Source organism: Bacillus sp. MYb209 (genome assembly GCF_002975175.1).
Taxonomy (GTDB): domain Bacteria; phylum Bacillota; class Bacilli; order Bacillales; family Bacillaceae_G; genus Bacillus_A.
This window is the reverse complement of the sequence record NZ_PCNZ01000001.1, coordinates 605,461-620,401: the sequence shown is the minus strand read 5'-3', so window position 1 is coordinate 620,401 and position 14,941 is coordinate 605,461. Positions and strand designations below refer to the sequence as shown.

At 37.1% G+C, this 14,941-nt stretch carries 18 protein-coding genes and 2 pseudogenes; 9 read left to right on the top strand and 11 right to left on the bottom strand.

Features of this window, described 5'->3' with window-relative positions:
* Window positions 1-2: 2 nt before the first annotated feature.
* The gene (locus CQZ94_RS03470) at window positions 3-281 is read left to right on the top strand and encodes an RNA polymerase alpha subunit C-terminal domain-containing protein (protein WP_105584288.1); all 279 of its coding nucleotides are present in this window, start codon (window positions 3-5) and stop codon (window positions 279-281) included.
* A 217-nt stretch (window positions 282-498) separates the two neighbouring features.
* On the top strand, window positions 499-1,206 hold the full coding sequence (locus CQZ94_RS03465) for a DNA alkylation repair protein (protein WP_105584287.1): 708 nt from the start codon (window positions 499-501) through the stop codon (window positions 1,204-1,206).
* A gap of 97 nt (window positions 1,207-1,303) precedes the next feature.
* On the opposite strand, the gene gerPF is transcribed toward CQZ94_RS03465, so the two are convergent.
* The 7 genes from gerPF to CQZ94_RS03430 all read right to left on the bottom strand — a co-directional run bounded on the left by gerPF (window position 1,304) and on the right by CQZ94_RS03430 (window position 3,561).
* The gene (gene gerPF / locus CQZ94_RS03460) at window positions 1,304-1,519 is read right to left on the bottom strand and encodes a spore germination protein GerPF (RefSeq protein ID WP_001141570.1); all 216 of its coding nucleotides are present in this window, start codon (window positions 1,517-1,519) and stop codon (window positions 1,304-1,306) included.
* Window positions 1,520-1,561: 42 nt separating this feature from the next.
* Complete coding sequence (locus CQZ94_RS03455; RefSeq protein ID WP_105584286.1) at window positions 1,562-1,948, bottom strand: spore germination protein GerPE; 387 nt, start codon at window positions 1,946-1,948, stop codon at window positions 1,562-1,564.
* A 14-nt stretch (window positions 1,949-1,962) separates the two neighbouring features.
* Window positions 1,963-2,157 carry a spore germination protein GerPD gene (gene gerPD / locus CQZ94_RS03450; RefSeq protein ID WP_016104152.1) on the bottom strand — a complete coding sequence of 65 codons (195 nt, stop codon included), beginning with the start codon at window positions 2,155-2,157 and terminating at the stop codon, window positions 1,963-1,965.
* A 6-nt stretch (window positions 2,158-2,163) separates the two neighbouring features.
* The gene (gerPC, locus tag CQZ94_RS03445; protein ID WP_105584285.1) at window positions 2,164-2,778 is read right to left on the bottom strand and encodes a spore germination protein GerPC; all 615 of its coding nucleotides are present in this window, start codon (window positions 2,776-2,778) and stop codon (window positions 2,164-2,166) included.
* A 64-nt stretch (window positions 2,779-2,842) separates the two neighbouring features.
* On the bottom strand, window positions 2,843-3,049 hold the full coding sequence (gerPB, locus tag CQZ94_RS03440) for a spore germination protein GerPB (RefSeq protein ID WP_001012505.1): 207 nt from the start codon (window positions 3,047-3,049) through the stop codon (window positions 2,843-2,845).
* A 14-nt stretch (window positions 3,050-3,063) separates the two neighbouring features.
* On the bottom strand, window positions 3,064-3,285 hold the full coding sequence (gerPA, locus tag CQZ94_RS03435) for a spore germination protein GerPA (protein WP_002149890.1): 222 nt from the start codon (window positions 3,283-3,285) through the stop codon (window positions 3,064-3,066).
* A gap of 96 nt (window positions 3,286-3,381) precedes the next feature.
* A complete protein-coding gene (locus tag CQZ94_RS03430; protein ID WP_105584284.1) occupies window positions 3,382-3,561 on the bottom strand; it encodes an aspartyl-phosphate phosphatase Spo0E family protein in 180 nt (59 codons plus the stop codon).
* A 246-nt stretch (window positions 3,562-3,807) separates the two neighbouring features.
* On the opposite strand from CQZ94_RS03430, the gene CQZ94_RS03425 reads away from it, so the two are divergent.
* Complete coding sequence (locus tag CQZ94_RS03425; protein ID WP_181149422.1) at window positions 3,808-4,707, top strand: fumarylacetoacetate hydrolase family protein; 900 nt, start codon at window positions 3,808-3,810, stop codon at window positions 4,705-4,707.
* 34 nt (window positions 4,708-4,741) lie between these two features.
* Here the strand turns inward: CQZ94_RS03425 and CQZ94_RS03420 are convergent, their stop codons facing one another.
* Together CQZ94_RS03420 and rocD are read right to left on the bottom strand one after the other, a co-directional pair.
* Complete coding sequence (locus tag CQZ94_RS03420) at window positions 4,742-5,026, bottom strand: hypothetical protein (RefSeq protein ID WP_105584282.1); 285 nt, start codon at window positions 5,024-5,026, stop codon at window positions 4,742-4,744.
* Window positions 5,027-5,132: 106 nt separating this feature from the next.
* Entirely contained in the window at window positions 5,133-6,323 is a 1,191-nt protein-coding gene (gene rocD / locus CQZ94_RS03415) for an ornithine aminotransferase (protein ID WP_105584281.1), read from the bottom strand.
* A gap of 149 nt (window positions 6,324-6,472) precedes the next feature.
* Here rocD and CQZ94_RS03410 point away from each other — a divergent pair, with 149 nt between their 5' ends.
* Window positions 6,473-6,838: a YisL family protein gene (locus CQZ94_RS03410; protein WP_105584280.1), complete on the top strand. Its 366-nt coding sequence runs from the start codon at window positions 6,473-6,475 to the stop codon at window positions 6,836-6,838.
* 211 nt (window positions 6,839-7,049) lie between these two features.
* Here the strand turns inward: CQZ94_RS03410 and CQZ94_RS03405 are convergent, their stop codons facing one another.
* The gene (locus tag CQZ94_RS03405) at window positions 7,050-7,604 is read right to left on the bottom strand and encodes a DUF2777 domain-containing protein (RefSeq protein WP_105584279.1); all 555 of its coding nucleotides are present in this window, start codon (window positions 7,602-7,604) and stop codon (window positions 7,050-7,052) included.
* Between the two features lie 242 nt (window positions 7,605-7,846).
* Between CQZ94_RS03405 and asnB the strand changes: the two genes are divergently transcribed.
* The 3 genes and pseudogenes from asnB to katB all read left to right on the top strand — a co-directional run bounded on the left by asnB (window position 7,847) and on the right by katB (window position 11,869).
* A complete protein-coding gene (gene asnB / locus CQZ94_RS03400) occupies window positions 7,847-9,694 on the top strand; it encodes an asparagine synthase (glutamine-hydrolyzing) (RefSeq protein ID WP_105584278.1) in 1,848 nt (615 codons plus the stop codon).
* Window positions 9,695-9,901: 207 nt separating this feature from the next.
* A pseudogene (locus CQZ94_RS03395) lies at window positions 9,902-10,344 on the top strand (ferrochelatase).
* A gap of 58 nt (window positions 10,345-10,402) precedes the next feature.
* Window positions 10,403-11,869, top strand: a complete 1,467-nt coding sequence (katB, locus tag CQZ94_RS03390) for a catalase KatB (protein ID WP_105584277.1) — start codon at window positions 10,403-10,405, stop codon at window positions 11,867-11,869.
* A 38-nt stretch (window positions 11,870-11,907) separates the two neighbouring features.
* On the opposite strand, the gene CQZ94_RS03385 is transcribed toward katB, so the two are convergent.
* A complete protein-coding gene (locus CQZ94_RS03385; protein ID WP_105584276.1) occupies window positions 11,908-13,140 on the bottom strand; it encodes an ammonium transporter in 1,233 nt (410 codons plus the stop codon).
* 157 nt (window positions 13,141-13,297) lie between these two features.
* On the opposite strand from CQZ94_RS03385, the gene CQZ94_RS03380 reads away from it, so the two are divergent.
* Window positions 13,298-14,653, top strand: a complete 1,356-nt coding sequence (locus CQZ94_RS03380; protein WP_105584275.1) for an alpha-amylase family glycosyl hydrolase — start codon at window positions 13,298-13,300, stop codon at window positions 14,651-14,653.
* A 51-nt stretch (window positions 14,654-14,704) separates the two neighbouring features.
* Window positions 14,705-14,932, top strand: a pseudogene (locus CQZ94_RS31605) (hypothetical protein).
* Window positions 14,933-14,941: the final 9 nt, after the last annotated feature.

Below are 14,941 nucleotides of genomic sequence, written 5' to 3'. Positions count from 1 at the left end.
TTATTGCGACGTTAAGAACTTGTGATCAAGGACACGAGTACTACAAAAGTAGCGATTGTCCAACTTGCCCAACCTGTGAGAAAGAGAGAAAGCCAAAAGAAGGCTTTCTTTCTCTTCTTTCAGCACCAGCAAGGCGAGCGTTAGAACATTATGGAATTCATACTTTAGAAGAACTTTCAAAGTATAGTGAAAAAGAAATTTTGAAACTGCACGGTATAGGACCGGCATCTTTACCTAAATTGAGAACGGCTTTAGAAGATAAGGGATTATCATTTAAATAAAGAAAAACTAATCATTAGTGGGGAGTAGTATCTTCACTAATGATTAGTTTATATAATCGGTATTAATCAGCTCGATAAAGGCGTATAACGAAATCTCATTTTGAAAATCGTAAATCGATGGACGAAACGATTTAAAAGATGGATTTATGAAGTGTAGAGAACTTGATAAAGAATATAAGCGAATTGATTATAATATTAAGGAAGGAAGTGCAACACTATGGATTTTGAAACAGTAATGCAAGAGCTGGAAACTCTCGGTAAGGAACGAACTAAAAAAATATACATATCTAATGGTGCAAAGGATCCACTTTTTGGCGTAGCTACAGGTGCTATGAAACCAATCGCAAAGAAAATAAAAATAAATCAAAGTTTAGCTGAAGAGCTGTATGCCACAGGTAACTACGATGCAATGTACTTTGCAGGCATTATTGCAGACCCAAAAACTATGAATGAATCGGATTTTAATCGTTGGATGGATGGGGCGTACTTTTATATGCTGTCCGATTATGTGGTGGCAGTAACTTTATCAGAATCAGATTTTGCACAAGGCGTTGCTGATAAATGGATTGAAAGTGGTGACGAACTAAGAATGTCAGCGGGCTGGAGTTGCTACTGCTGGCTTTTAGGGAATCGAAAAGACAATGAATTTTCCGAAAGTAAGATTGCCAATATGCTAGAAGTTGTGAAAAATACAATTCACGATTCGCCAGAACGAACGAAATCCGCTATGAATAATTTTCTAAACACTGTGGGGATTTCATATGTGCCGCTACATGAAAAGGCAGTTGAAACCGCAAAGGAAGTAGGCATAGTAGAACTAAAACGAGACAAGAAAAAAAGCAGTTTTCTAAATGCTTACGAAAGTATTCATAAAGAACTTGATAGAGGAAGACTCGGGTTCAAACGTAAATATGTAAGATGTTAAAAACAGCTTATTATCAGGGTGTGGATTCAAGAAGGATTGAAACTCTTTTTATAGCAACAGCCTTAGCTCTATATTGTATAGAGCTAAGGCTGTTTTTTTACGCTGTTCCAATCTGGTCTTGGTCTGCAACGTCCGAATCGAATGTATTTGTTGCGCTAACGCCGCTAAAAGTGTTGACGACAAATCCGACATTGGAAGCCCCAGATCCGTTATAAGCTTTCGTATTTTCTTTCGGAGACACGTTATAAAAATCTCCTAAGTTGAAAGAGCCGTTACTGTTTTGAACGACAAGATTTCCTACAACCGAAGGCATACCATCCACCTACTTTACTAAGCTTTTTAATTACTATATGAATTATTTAGAGGAAGGTTCATCAGTAATAAATTGGCGGATTTGCATAATACGAGAGTTATTAAAAGCATAATCAATATTTCCAATTTGAAAGCAACCAGAACTTAAAAGTGTCCGCACTTCAACGTTGTTTACTTCAATAAAAGGACACTCATTTATAATATTTACTTTTACATCTGTGGTTCGCTTTGGAATAGTAATGTGTTCATCTGTGAAAATTTCAAAAGCATCTAAGCGACCTTCTCCTTTTAAATAACAAGGAATTTCCCGATGAACCAAAAGCGCCCTGCTTTTTAATTCCATTTGATTTGCATCACCAACTTGAAATACTGCAGCAATCCCCAAAGAAATAATAGAAACATTTTGGACAACTGAAACATGATGTAACATAATTTTGAGTCTCCTCAACCTGGAGTCGTAGGGACAGCTGTTACTAATGGTACAAATGGCCCCTCTGTAACGGATTCGAATGGCGTATCAAGAATAGAAGAAAGGATGAGAAGGTTAGCATCTCCAATTAAAAATAATGCGGAAGAAGAAACCCCGTTCATTTTAATCTGCCCTACTTTTAACTCGCGGTTCACAACATTTAAATTCATACATACTTACTCCTTTCGGAAATTGCCTGGTATGTGTTGAATAAAGGAAAGAAAGGCTTTGTCAATGTCTTGTTTCATTGCTTGAATAATGACGTCTCGTAAATAATCGGGATCTGTGGAAATACCCTCATACGATTGAACTTGTGATAAATAATACGGAAGTCTATGTTCCATCTGTTTTTTTATGTCATCCACCATCATTTGTCGATACATCTCATCAAGCGGCGTCCTCTCTTCTTGTTCAAAATGAAGAATTCGACTATATGCTTCTTCATCTAAATAGCGATGCATTTCTTGAAGGATACCTTGATAAAAGTCTGGATTTGTTTCTGTTTCAGGATTTACTTTTAATGTTTCTGTATCCACTTGAAAATCTTCAATTTGCTGCCCCTTTGATGAAAATGGATTCAAGCCAATATTTAAAGTGCCATTTAAATTTTCTACTTTTAATTGATCGAATTTATATTCCACTTTTCCTATAGAAGAGGAGGGACGACTTTTTAACTCATTAAGCTCTTCTTGTAGTAGGCGAACTTGTTCTTCAAGATTTAGAATAGTTTGCTGCTGTATTTGGAGAGCTTGCTGAAGTTGGTGTAGGTAAGTGTATATATCTTGATTCATTTTGTGAAACCTCCTTTTCAATAGGGAGGGTACATTAATGCTATATATTTATGATAAGGATGGTCTAAGAAGAACTAGTTGAAGGTTTAATAGAAATAATTTGTCCTTTCGCATGTAAAGGGCGAAGAGGTTCTGTAAATCCGCCAGAATTTGAGAATTTAGAAAGAGCCTTAATACTACCTGCAGTTCCAATTTGAAAAACGGAAGAGGTCGTAATGCTATCGATTTTAATGCTGTTAATGATGATACTTTGGTTCACATAAAAATTCAATGCAATCGCCTCCTTTAGTTCGAACCGATTATTGCTTGATCAATTACATCTGAATCATTGACAGTCGTTGAGCTTTGATAATTGTAGACAGAGATGTTATCCCCAACATTAAATGAACCGGCTCCGGCAAAAGCGCGTGAATAACTAATAGGCCTAATCGCAAATACATCTCCAATATGAAAAATACCACTCGATCCAATATTAACGATACGAATATGTCCGACCATAGCTGGCATACAAAACACCTTTCGTTTTTAAAATTTTCTTTTCTACTATTGTATGGGCGTTTTCAATAAAATGTGTATTTTTTTGAAATAAAAGAAACACATACGTTATTGCGTATGTGTTTCGAACATTTGAGTGTGTGTGCAATCTGAGTGTATAGGCCAAACAACATTTAAGAGCCTGTCCAATTCCTGGCTACAATCCACTGTTTTTTGAGAAGTCATTCCGTAGCGTTCAGCAAAATAGATCATTTTTTCGCGTTTTTTTTCGATAGCTTGCTCAAACATTGAAATCGGCTCCATCTCTCAATAAATTTTATGTATATATGTAGTACATATTATACAAAAATTCCATAAAAAAGAAACATCTTCGCTAAAAAAAGTATAATTTCTACATTTTATGTCAAATAACGAATGAGGAACGAATATAAGGAGGGAGGAATATTGTAAAAATTAGCGTGCGGGAGAAGGTTTTTTTCTGAAGGATGCGAATACAATTAAAGGGTATGAGTTTTAGGATGGAGAGTGGAAATATTGCGTTTTGTAACGGCGAAGAAAGAAGAGAAGGTATTTGTTGGTATTGTTGATGAAGAGGAAGAAAAGGTACTACATTTAAGAGAAGCGCAAAGACAAAAAGGTGAAAAGGTTACAATCCCAATTACAATGTTAGAGTGTATTGAAAGAGGAAGTGAATGCCTCGCGAAAGTGTGTGATATTGTAAATTGGGCGAAGGAAAACGGGGAAACGGCATATTATCCATTAACAGAAGTGAAAATATTAGCACCGATTCCGAGGCCGAGAAAAAATATTCTTTGTGTGGGAAAAAACTATCGTGAGCATGCGTTAGAAATGGGCGGAGTAGAGTCTATCCCTGAAAATATAATGATTTTTACAAAGGCGCCAACAACAGTGATCGGAATTGATGAGCAAATTAATGGTCACCCTCACGCAACGAATGAACTTGATTACGAAGGTGAACTAGCAATCGTTATTGGTAAGCGAGGGAAACAAATAAAAATAGAAAAAGCTCTTGATCATGTTTTTGGATATACAGTTATAAATGATGTAACTGCTCGGGATATTCAAAGGAAACATAAACAATTTTTCCTAGGGAAAAGTTTCGATACATTTTGTCCGATGGGACCGTATTTAATTCATAAATCGATGGTTAGAACGCCGAATGCATTACACATTGAAACAGTGGTAAATGGAGAAGTAAGGCAAACTTCAAATACGAGAGAAATGATTTTTTCAGTAGAAGAAATTATTTCAACTATAAGTAAAGGCATGACATTAGAACCAGGAGATATCATTGCAACAGGGACACCAGCTGGTGTTGGTAAAGGTTTTACACCACCGAAGTTTTTGCATGCTGGTGATGAAGTTGTTGTTACAGTAGAGGGAATTGGTACGCTAAGAAATATAGTGAAATGAAAAAAGAGCTATCTTGTGAAAAGATAGCTCTTTTCTATGGGCGTGGATTAACGGAGTAATCTATAATGGCGAAAATATACAATCCGATTAATGCTAAAGTGCAAATTCCAATTAGCATAACTGCAAGTGAGCTTCTCTTACGGCCAAAACCGATAATTGTAAGGAAAACAGCAGTCCAAAATGATGTTTTAAGTAGTGTGAATGTATTAGGAGTTGAATAATGACTGAGTAAAGTTGTAGATAATATGAAGCCGATGAATGCAATAGAAATAAAAATTGTAGCTAAATAGTTAATGTGTTTACCGTATTTCAACAGCATACAGTTACCCTCCTTTCACAAAAAACAGAATATTCAATTTTATTTTACGGTAAACTACTAAAAAAAGAAAGAGGTTGTCCTATATTTTAGGACAACCTCACTATGATTAAGATAGTACAGCTTTAATTTTTTGGAATGCCCACTCTAAATCTTCTTCAGAGATTACTAGAGGTGGTGCAATGCGAATTACGTTTTCGTGTGTTTCTTTACATAATAGCCCAGCTGCTTTTAGTTGTTCACAGTAAGGACGAGCTGGCTCGTTTAATTCGATGCCGATGAATAAACCTTTACCGCGAATGTCAGTAATCATTGGGTTATCAATTTCTTTTAATTGTCCAACTAGTTTTTCTCCTAATTGAAGAGAACGCTCTGTTAATTTTTCTTCTTCTAATACTTCAAGAGCTGCGATAGAAACAGCACATGCAAGTGGGTTACCACCGAATGTAGAACCGTGAGAACCTGGCTCGAATACGCCTAAAATGTCGCGGTTTGCTGCAACACAAGAGATTGGGAATACGCCGCCGCCAAGTGCTTTACCAAGTATGTACATGTCAGGAGTTACATTGTCCCAGTCGCAAGCAAATACTTTACCAGTACGGCCTAAGCCTGTTTGGATTTCATCTGCTACGAATAAAACGTTTTCTTTTTTACATACTTCAAAAGCTTCTTGTAAGAAACCAGCTGGTGGAATGTTAATTCCTGCTTCACCTTGGATTGGCTCTAAAATGAATGCAGCTGTATTTGGTGTAATCGCAGCTTTTAACGCTTCTAAATCACCGTAAGGAATTACAATAATGCCAGGAAGCATTGGACCGAAGCCGCGCTTGTACTCTTCGTTTGATGACATAGAAACAGCACCCATTGTACGTCCGTGGAAGTTATCTTCACAAACGATGATTTCTGCACGGTTTGCCTCTACCTTTTTCACATCGTAAGCCCAGCGACGAGCTGTTTTAATTGCAGTTTCAACAGCCTCTGCACCTGTATTCATAGGAAGTACCATATTTTTATTTGTTAGTTTCGCAACTTTTTCGTACCAAGGACCTAATTGATCACTATGGAAAGCACGAGAAGTTAACGTAACTCGATTAGCTTGGTCAATTAAAGCGTTAATGATTTTTGGATGACGATGACCTTGGTTTACTGCAGAATATGCACTTAGTAAGTCCATATAGCGGTTTCCTTCAGGATCTTCTACCCAAACGCCTTCTGCTTTAGAAATAACGATTGGAAGTGGATGGTAGTTATTTGCCCCGTATGTGTCTGTAAGTTCGATAATATCCTTAGTTTGAATCATGATTGTTCCCCCTTTTGTTATTACAAGAAGTTTGTAAATACTCTAAATATTATAGCATTTAAATATAAAAAAGCGAAACATTTCCTGAAAATAAATGAACATGTTATCATATAGAGTGAAAAAGTGTGAAAAGAGGAGGCAGGGATACGATGGTACATATGCATATTACAGCATGGGCGTTAGGGTTAATTTTATTCTTCGTTGCGTATTCACTTTATTCAGCAGGAAGAAAAGGTAAAGGTGTACATATGGGGCTTCGCCTTATGTACATTATCATTATTGTGACAGGTGTTATGTTGTACATGAGTATTGTGAAGACAGCAACAGGTAGCATGCACATGTGGTACGGCATGAAAATGCTAGCTGGTATTTTAGTTATCGGTGGAATGGAAATGGTTCTTGTAAAAATGAGCAAAAACAAGGCAACAGGGGCATTTTGGGGATTATTTGTTATCGCGCTAGTAGCGGTATTTTATCTTGGTTTGAAATTACCAATTGGCTGGCAAGTATTTTAATTGAAAATAAAACCACCTTATAGTCTCAAATATTTGAGAGATAAGGTGGTTTTTTTATTTTATCCCGCTATTTGTGGGCAGTAAAACTCCCACCTCAAAATTCGGCTGGAGCAAAGAAGTTAGGTGGGGGCCTGCTGCCCGTAAACGCCCGATTGGTGAGGGCTAATAATCAGTGGGGATGAACAAAACCCCCGCTGATTAAAGTTTCACTTTATGTCGCATCGAGATGCAGCTCTTCTCCGTTTACTTTCGTAAATCGCAAAATATTTTTATTAGAGGAAGAGTGGCGTACGAAATGATGCTGCAATGTACAAATCATTTCTTCGTTATCGAACAAAAGAATATTTACTCCTTCGCCTGCTTCATCTTTCGGTAAGAATGATAAATAATTATGACAATACATGCAATCGTATAAAGAGTAATGAAGTGATTGCAATGATTCGGTTAATAATGTAAAGACAGAGTCAGGTAACTCCTCAAGCCATTCATTATAGCTAAGAAGTAATTTTTTTCGAATTCGTATCATTTCCCCGTTTTGGAGAGAATGTTGTTCATTTGCAATTTGCAATATGTTTTGTTCATAAAAACGAGCTGGTAGCCAATTGTTGTTATATAAAATTTCAAAACCATCTTCGGCAATATCTTCTAATAGAAAAGCCTCATCATTTTCATCATCAAAGAATATCCACTCGTTGTTTATATATTCCACATTACCGATTGAATGAGCACGCGGTTGGTTATACAAAATATGTTTGCGTTGTACCATAGTTCATTTCTCCTTTTATAGAAGTAGTTATTCTTGTTATGGACAGTTCGTACGTTCTTTATAACTAGACACACCTAAAGATAGATGGGCATACAATAAAACACGCTTTACACTGTGAAACTGCTATTCCATATATGGATAGTTAGTTATCGTCAAGTTTGTTGTTTTTATGTATCCGCACTCATAGGGTGGGGATTACTGCACGTTCAGAAACAGATATTAGATTAGGAAGGATGATTTTTATGTGCGGGATTACAGGATGGGTGGATTATAAGCGCTCATTAGAAGGGGAAAGGGACATCGTGACGAAGATGGCGGAAACGCTAGCGAAACGCGGTCCAGATGATAATAAAGTTTGGATTAAAGGGAACGTTGCATTTGGGCATAAACGGTTAATCGTTGTAGATCCTGAAGGTGGTAAACAACCCATGACTTGTTTGAAAGATGAAACTAGTTATGCGATTTGCTATAACGGAGAGCTCTACAATACAGAAGATATTCGCAAAGAGTTATTAAGAAGAGGATATACATTTAAAGGACATTCTGATACAGAAGTACTATTGGCCTCTTATATTGAATGGAAAGAAGAATGTGTCGATCATTTAAACGGTATATATGCGTTTGCAGTATGGGATGAGAAAAATGAACGAGTCTTTATTGCCAGAGATCGATTAGGTGTGAAGCCACTATTTTATAAATATGATAGCGGACGATTATTATTTGGTTCAGAGTTAAAAGCGATACTAGCGCATCCAGATGTGAAGGCGGAAGTAACGTTAGAAGGGTTGTCAGAAATATTCGGCCTCGGACCATCTAGAACGCCTGGTCACGGTATATATGCTGGTATTCAAGAACTGCGCCCGGGTCATGCAATGACGTTCTCAAAAGACGGTTTATGCATATGGAGATATTGGAATGTGGAAAGTAAAAAACATGAAGATTCATTTGAAGAAACAGTAGAAAAAACTCGTTTTTTATTACAAGATGCGATTACGAGACAATTAGTTTCTGACGTACCACTATGCACTTTTTTATCAGGCGGTGTAGATTCAAGTGCTATAACAGCAATAGCTGCAAAAGAGTATGAAAGATCAGGAAAAGGGCAATTACACACGTATTCTATTGATTATGAAGATAACGACAAATACTTTAAAGCGAATGCATTTCAGCCAAATTCAGATGCACCATTTATTAACTTAATGACGGAGACGTTTCAAACAATCCACCATCGCTGTGTCATTTCAAATGAACAACTAGCACAGTATTTAACAGAAGCAGTACTCGTTCGTGATTTGCCTGGTATGGCAGATATTGATTCGTCCTTATTATGGTTTTGTCGTGAAATAAAACAAGATTTTGTCGTCGGTTTATCTGGAGAATGTGCAGATGAAATATTCGGTGGTTATCCGTGGTTTTATAGAGAAGATGATTTACAATCAAGTGCATTTCCGTGGATGCGTTCTACAGAAGCGCGTGAACAACTTCTAAAGAAAGAATGGAGAAATAAATTAAATTTACAACAATATGTACAGCGCCGCTATGAAGAATCCATTCAAGAAGTCCCTATTTTAGAGGGAGAAAGCCCATTAGAAGCGAAGAGACGACAATTATTTTATTTAAACATGGTATGGTTTATGACAACATTATTAGATAGAAAAGACCGTATGAGTATGGGGGCAAGCTTAGAAGTGCGCGTTCCATTTGCGGACCACCGACTTGTCGAATATGCGTGGAATATTCCTTGGGAAATGAAAATGTATAAAAACCGCGAAAAAGGTCTATTGCGTAAAGCGTTAGAAGGTTTACTTCCAAATGATATATTGTATAGAAAGAAAAGCCCGTATCCGAAAACGCATAATCCGCACTATACGAAAGCAGTCACAGTATGGCTCCAAGATTTATTAACGGATAAAGGCTCCATTTTGCATGAATTGTTCGATAAAGAGCAATTGGGCGGATTGATCGAGTCTGGCGGCAGTGCATTTCAAAAACCTTGGTTTGGGCAATTAATGACTGGGCCGCAACTTTTAGCTCATTTAGCACAAATTCATGTTTGGTTTAAAGAGTATGGAGTGAATATAAAAGAATAGGGAAAAGGGCGGCTTACAGATTGGTGTGAGCCGCTTTTCCTATGATGGTAATTAATATTAAAGGAATTGTTAAATTAAATTAAAAATCATATTATAAATAATGTTTATTTAGAATTATTATTTTGACGAACTCATTATTACTTGTTATAATTGGAAACGAATGTTCTTGAAAAAGATTCTCATTTCCAGAATTGAGATGTTATATAGATGACGAAGAAGAAAATAGGTTTGCTTGTGATGGCGTATGGAACGCCAGAGTTATTAGAGGATGTATACTCACATTCGTCACGGGCGTAAGGCGTCTGAAGAAGCGCTCCAAGATTTAATCGGACGGTATAAAGCAATTGGTGGAATTTCATCAATTGCGAAAATAACGAAAGAGCAGGCGCATAAATTAACAGATTCAATGAATAAAATGTTTACAGAGTATGAATTTGTTTGTTACTTAGGTTTAAAGCACATTGCCCCATTTAGAAGTTTTATATGACAACGATTATGAATGTAAAGTTGTAACTGATGAATTAAATACCGCATATTGTAGACTAAATATGCCCAATTCAAAATCTGTATTTATTGATTGTTTAGCTGAAATTGTTTCCAAAAAAATGAAGGAAATAGTTGACAAGGATTTATTTTTGAATAATAATTAGTTTATAATAATTTTAAATAAATAATAATTACTACGAAAGAAAGAGGAGGATCCCCTTGATGAATCCAAAGAATCGCTTAACAACAAACCAAGGCGCTCCAGTTGGAGATAACCAAAACTCTCGTACAGCTGGTCGCCGTGGACCGGTATTGTTAGAAGACTATCATTTAGTAGAAAAACTTGCTCACTTTGATCGTGAACGTATTCCAGAGCGTGTTGTGCATGCACGTGGTGCAGGTGCTCACGGTGTATTCGTAACGAAAAACAGCATGAAGCAATATACGAAAGCAGCGTTTTTACAAAATGAAGGAACGGAAACACCTGTATTCGTTCGTTTTTCAACGGTTATTCATGGTCAAGGTTCTCCAGAGACAGCTCGTGATCCGCGCGGGTTCGCTGTTAAATTTTATACAGAAGAAGGAAACTACGATATCGTAGGTAACCATTTACCTGTTTTCTTCATTCGTGACGCAATTAAATTCCCAGACATGGTGCATTCTTTAAAACCAGCACCTGATACAAATGTTCAAACACCAGATCGTTACTGGGATTTCATGACGTTAACTCCAGAATCTACACATATGATGACATGGGTATTTTCTGATTACGGTACACCGGCAAATTATCGCGAAATGGAAGGTTTCGGTGTCCATTCATTTAAATGGATTAATGCAGAAGGTAAAATTGTTTACATTAAATACCACTGGAAACCACAGCAAGGCGTACGTAATTTAAGTGCGAAAGAAGTGGAGCAAGTACAAGGTAAAGACTTCAATCATGCAACTCGTGACTTATTCGATGCAATCGAAAAAGGAAACCATCCGAAATGGGATTTACACGTACAAGTAATGCAACTAGATGAAACGGATTCTTTAGATTTCGATCCATTAGATCCAACGAAAGTTTGGCCAGAAGATCGCTTCCCATTAATAGAAGTAGGGACAATGACGTTAAATCGTAACCCGAAAAACTTCTTCGCGGAAGTAGAACAAGCGGCGTTCACGCCAAGTGCAACTATAAATGGTATTGAAGCATCTGAAGATAAATTATTACAAGGGCGCTTATTCTCTTACCCAGATACACAGCGTTACCGCCTTGGTGCTAACTATTTGCAAATTCCTGTAAATTGCCCATACGCTGCTGTTCGTAACCAACAACGTGATGGTGCGATGCAAGTGGATCAAAACCCATCTACAGTAAACTACGAACCGAGCCGTCATACTGAAAATCCAGTTGAAGACCCAACTTACCGCGATTCAACTATGAAAGTAGAAGGCTACGTATCTCGTGAAAAAATTGAGAAGCCAAATGACTTCAAACAAGCGGGTGAGCGTTACCGTTCATTCTCTAAAGAAGAGCAAGACAACTTAATTGCGAACTTAACAAATGACTTAAGAGATGTAAATGAACGCACGAAATTACTTGCTATTTGTAACTTCTTCCGTGCAAATCATGACTACGGAATGCGTTTAGCTGGGGCGTTAAATGTTGATATTTCGCAGTATGTAGGGAATGCTCCAAAATAAATAGGAAAAGACGACTGATTTTCGGTCGTCTTTTTTGTTTAATTTACTCGTTCTGTATACTCATAAGCTTTCTCCCCATGCATCGAAATATCAAGCCCCATTTGTTCTTCGTGCTCATCGACGCGAACAGGGAGGAAGAAGTTAATGGCTTTAATAATGGCGTACGTCATTATGATCGTGAATGCATATGTTGCGCCGATTGCTACAAGTTGTTTGAAAAGGAGAGTGGCGTTTCCGTAAAATAATCCGTTAGCACCATCGCTATTTATAGAAGTTGTTGCGAAAAGTCCGGTTGCGATACCGCCCCAAGTTCCTCCGATGCCGTGGCATCCAAAGGCATCGAGTGTATCGTCGTATCCGAATTTCGTTTTTAAGAAGAAGACAGCGCCGAAGCATAATATACCGCCGATTGCTCCGATAAGAAGAGCGGAGAAAGGTGTAACGAATCCGCAAGCTGGCGTAATGGCGACTAAACCAGAAACAACCCCGCAAGCAGCTCCCATCGCAGTTGGCTTTGATTGGAAGAACCATTCAGAAAGCATCCAAGTTAGAGCTGAAGCAGCAGCAGCTATATTTGTATTAATAAATGCAGTTAAAGCTACGTCATTTAAAGATAATGCACTACCGACGTTAAAACCGAACCAGCCGAACCAGAGTAAGCCTGCGCCTAACATTGTAAATGGTAAATGATGAGGGGAGGTACCGCTTATGTTTTTTCGTTTTCCAAGGAAAATAGCTAATACAAGACCAGCAACGCCAGATGTGATATGAACGACATTACCGCCAGCGAAGTCTAACGCGCCAAGTTCTCTCAGCCATCCGCCAACGCCCCATACCCAATGAGCGACAGGATTGTAAACGATTGTTGTCCAAAGAAGGATAAAAATAAGAAAGGCAGAAAATCGCATTCTTTCGGCGAATGCACCTGAAATTAAAGCGGGAGTTAAAATAGCGAACATGAGTTGGAACATCATAAATAAATTGTGAGGAATAGTAGATGAGTAGTCTGGGTTTGGTGCGTAGGTAACTCCGTTTAGACCGAACCAATCGAGATTGCCGATAAGTCCGTGCCAATCTGGTCCGAATGATAAAGAATAACCGATAACAATCCATTGAATCGAAACGATAGCCATTGCGCTATAACTATGCATTGTTGTGCTGAGTACGTTTTTACTGCGAACCATACCTCCATAAAAAAGTGCCAATCCTGGTGTCATCAACATGACCATTACTGTTGTTACAAAAATAAAAACTGTATCTCCCGTATTCATTCTCTCTCCTCCTATGATGTTAGGAAAAATAACATCGAATTGTTATGTTTTATATCATATTCGAAATAAAAAGAAAAATCAACTAAAAATTCAGAAAACTTTTTAGTTTATGTTAGAAAACCTAACATGATGTATTTTGGAGGAATAAAATCAACGTATGCGATTTGTTCTGAAAATTGGTATAATATTCTTACAATTGGAAGTTTGGGGGATGCGTGTGAAAAAAATATGGACTAAGGAACTATTCATTTGTTTTTGTTTAGCTGTTATTTTGTTTGTACCAGTACATACTTTTGCGGAAGAAAAAAGGGAATGGCGAGATGAAGTTATATATTCCATTATGATTGATCGCTTTAATAACGGAGAACCGAAAAATGACAAACAGTTAGACGTTGGTAATTTAGAAGGGTATCAGGGCGGAAATATACGTGGGATTATAAAAAGATTGGACTACATAAAAGAAATGGGATTTACTACTATTATGCTTTCGCCGCTTTTTGAAAGTGAAAAGTATGATGGATTAGGCGTTCGAAACTTTCAAAAAGTAAATGAACATTTCGGAACAGAAAATGATGTGAAAGAACTTGTAAATGAGGCTCACAAAAAAGGAATGAAAGTTGTCTTTCAATTTCCGTATGAAGAAAATGAACAACAATTAATAGACTCGATGAAATGGTGGATAAAAGAAGTCGATTTAGACGGAAGTTATGTGATACATAGTGAAAAAAAGCCGCGTACTTTTTGGGATGAAGTGCAAAAGGATTTGCAGAAGGTAAAGAAAGATTTTCGCATTATGACAAAGGAAGATAATGAGTACTATAAAAAAATAGTAGAGTCATTTTCAAAAGCAGATATGTCTGTGAAATCTTTATATGATGTGAGCGGAAAAGAAGAGGAATTCGCTACGTTTTTAGATAATCAAGAAACAAAGCGATTTGCGCGTATTGCAAAAGAAAATATGTATTACCCGCCGTCTCGTTTAAAACTAGCGATCACTTACTTATTAACATCCCCGGGGATACCGAATTTTTATTATGGAACTGAAATCGCATTAGATGGGGGAGATGCTCCAGATAATAGACGATTAATGGATTTCAAATCTGATGAAAAGTTTATCCAGCACATAACGAAGCTAGGTGAACTTAGACAAACGAGACCATCTTTACGACGTGGTACGTTTGAACTTCTATATGATAAAGATGGAATGAGTATATTAAAACGAAAGTATAAAGATGAAGTAACACTAGTAGCGATTAATAATACGAAAAAAACGCAAAAGGTTTCCTTACCTGTAAGTGCAATTGGTGAAAAACAAGAGTTAAGAGGATTGTTAGAAGACGAAATTATAAGAGAAGAAAACGGGCAGTTTTATCTCGTTTTAAAGCGTGAAGAGTCGAATGTGTATAAAGTTAGCGAAGAAACAGGTATAAATTGGTTATTTATCTCCTTAATAGTCGGTGTGAACGTATTATTTATTGCTTTTTTAATTGCGGTTAAAAAGAAACGGAAATGAGGGCTTCTCTCTTTTGGTAATCAATTGATAGTTTATGATGAGGTGAGATGTTTGAGGAGAAAGAAGTTGTTCGCTCTATGTTTATGTATTCTTATCGTATTCGTAAGTTTGCATTTTTGGGACAACGGTGACGATAGGGAATTTGTTCGGTGAGGCGATAGTGTTCATTCTGTTGATACAAAGATTCTAAAGAAAAACAATATCAAATACAAAATTGAGAATGATAAAGTATATATTCCAGAAAAATCATTTGATAAAGCAATATGGTGCTGCTCTTAGAAATGTGTA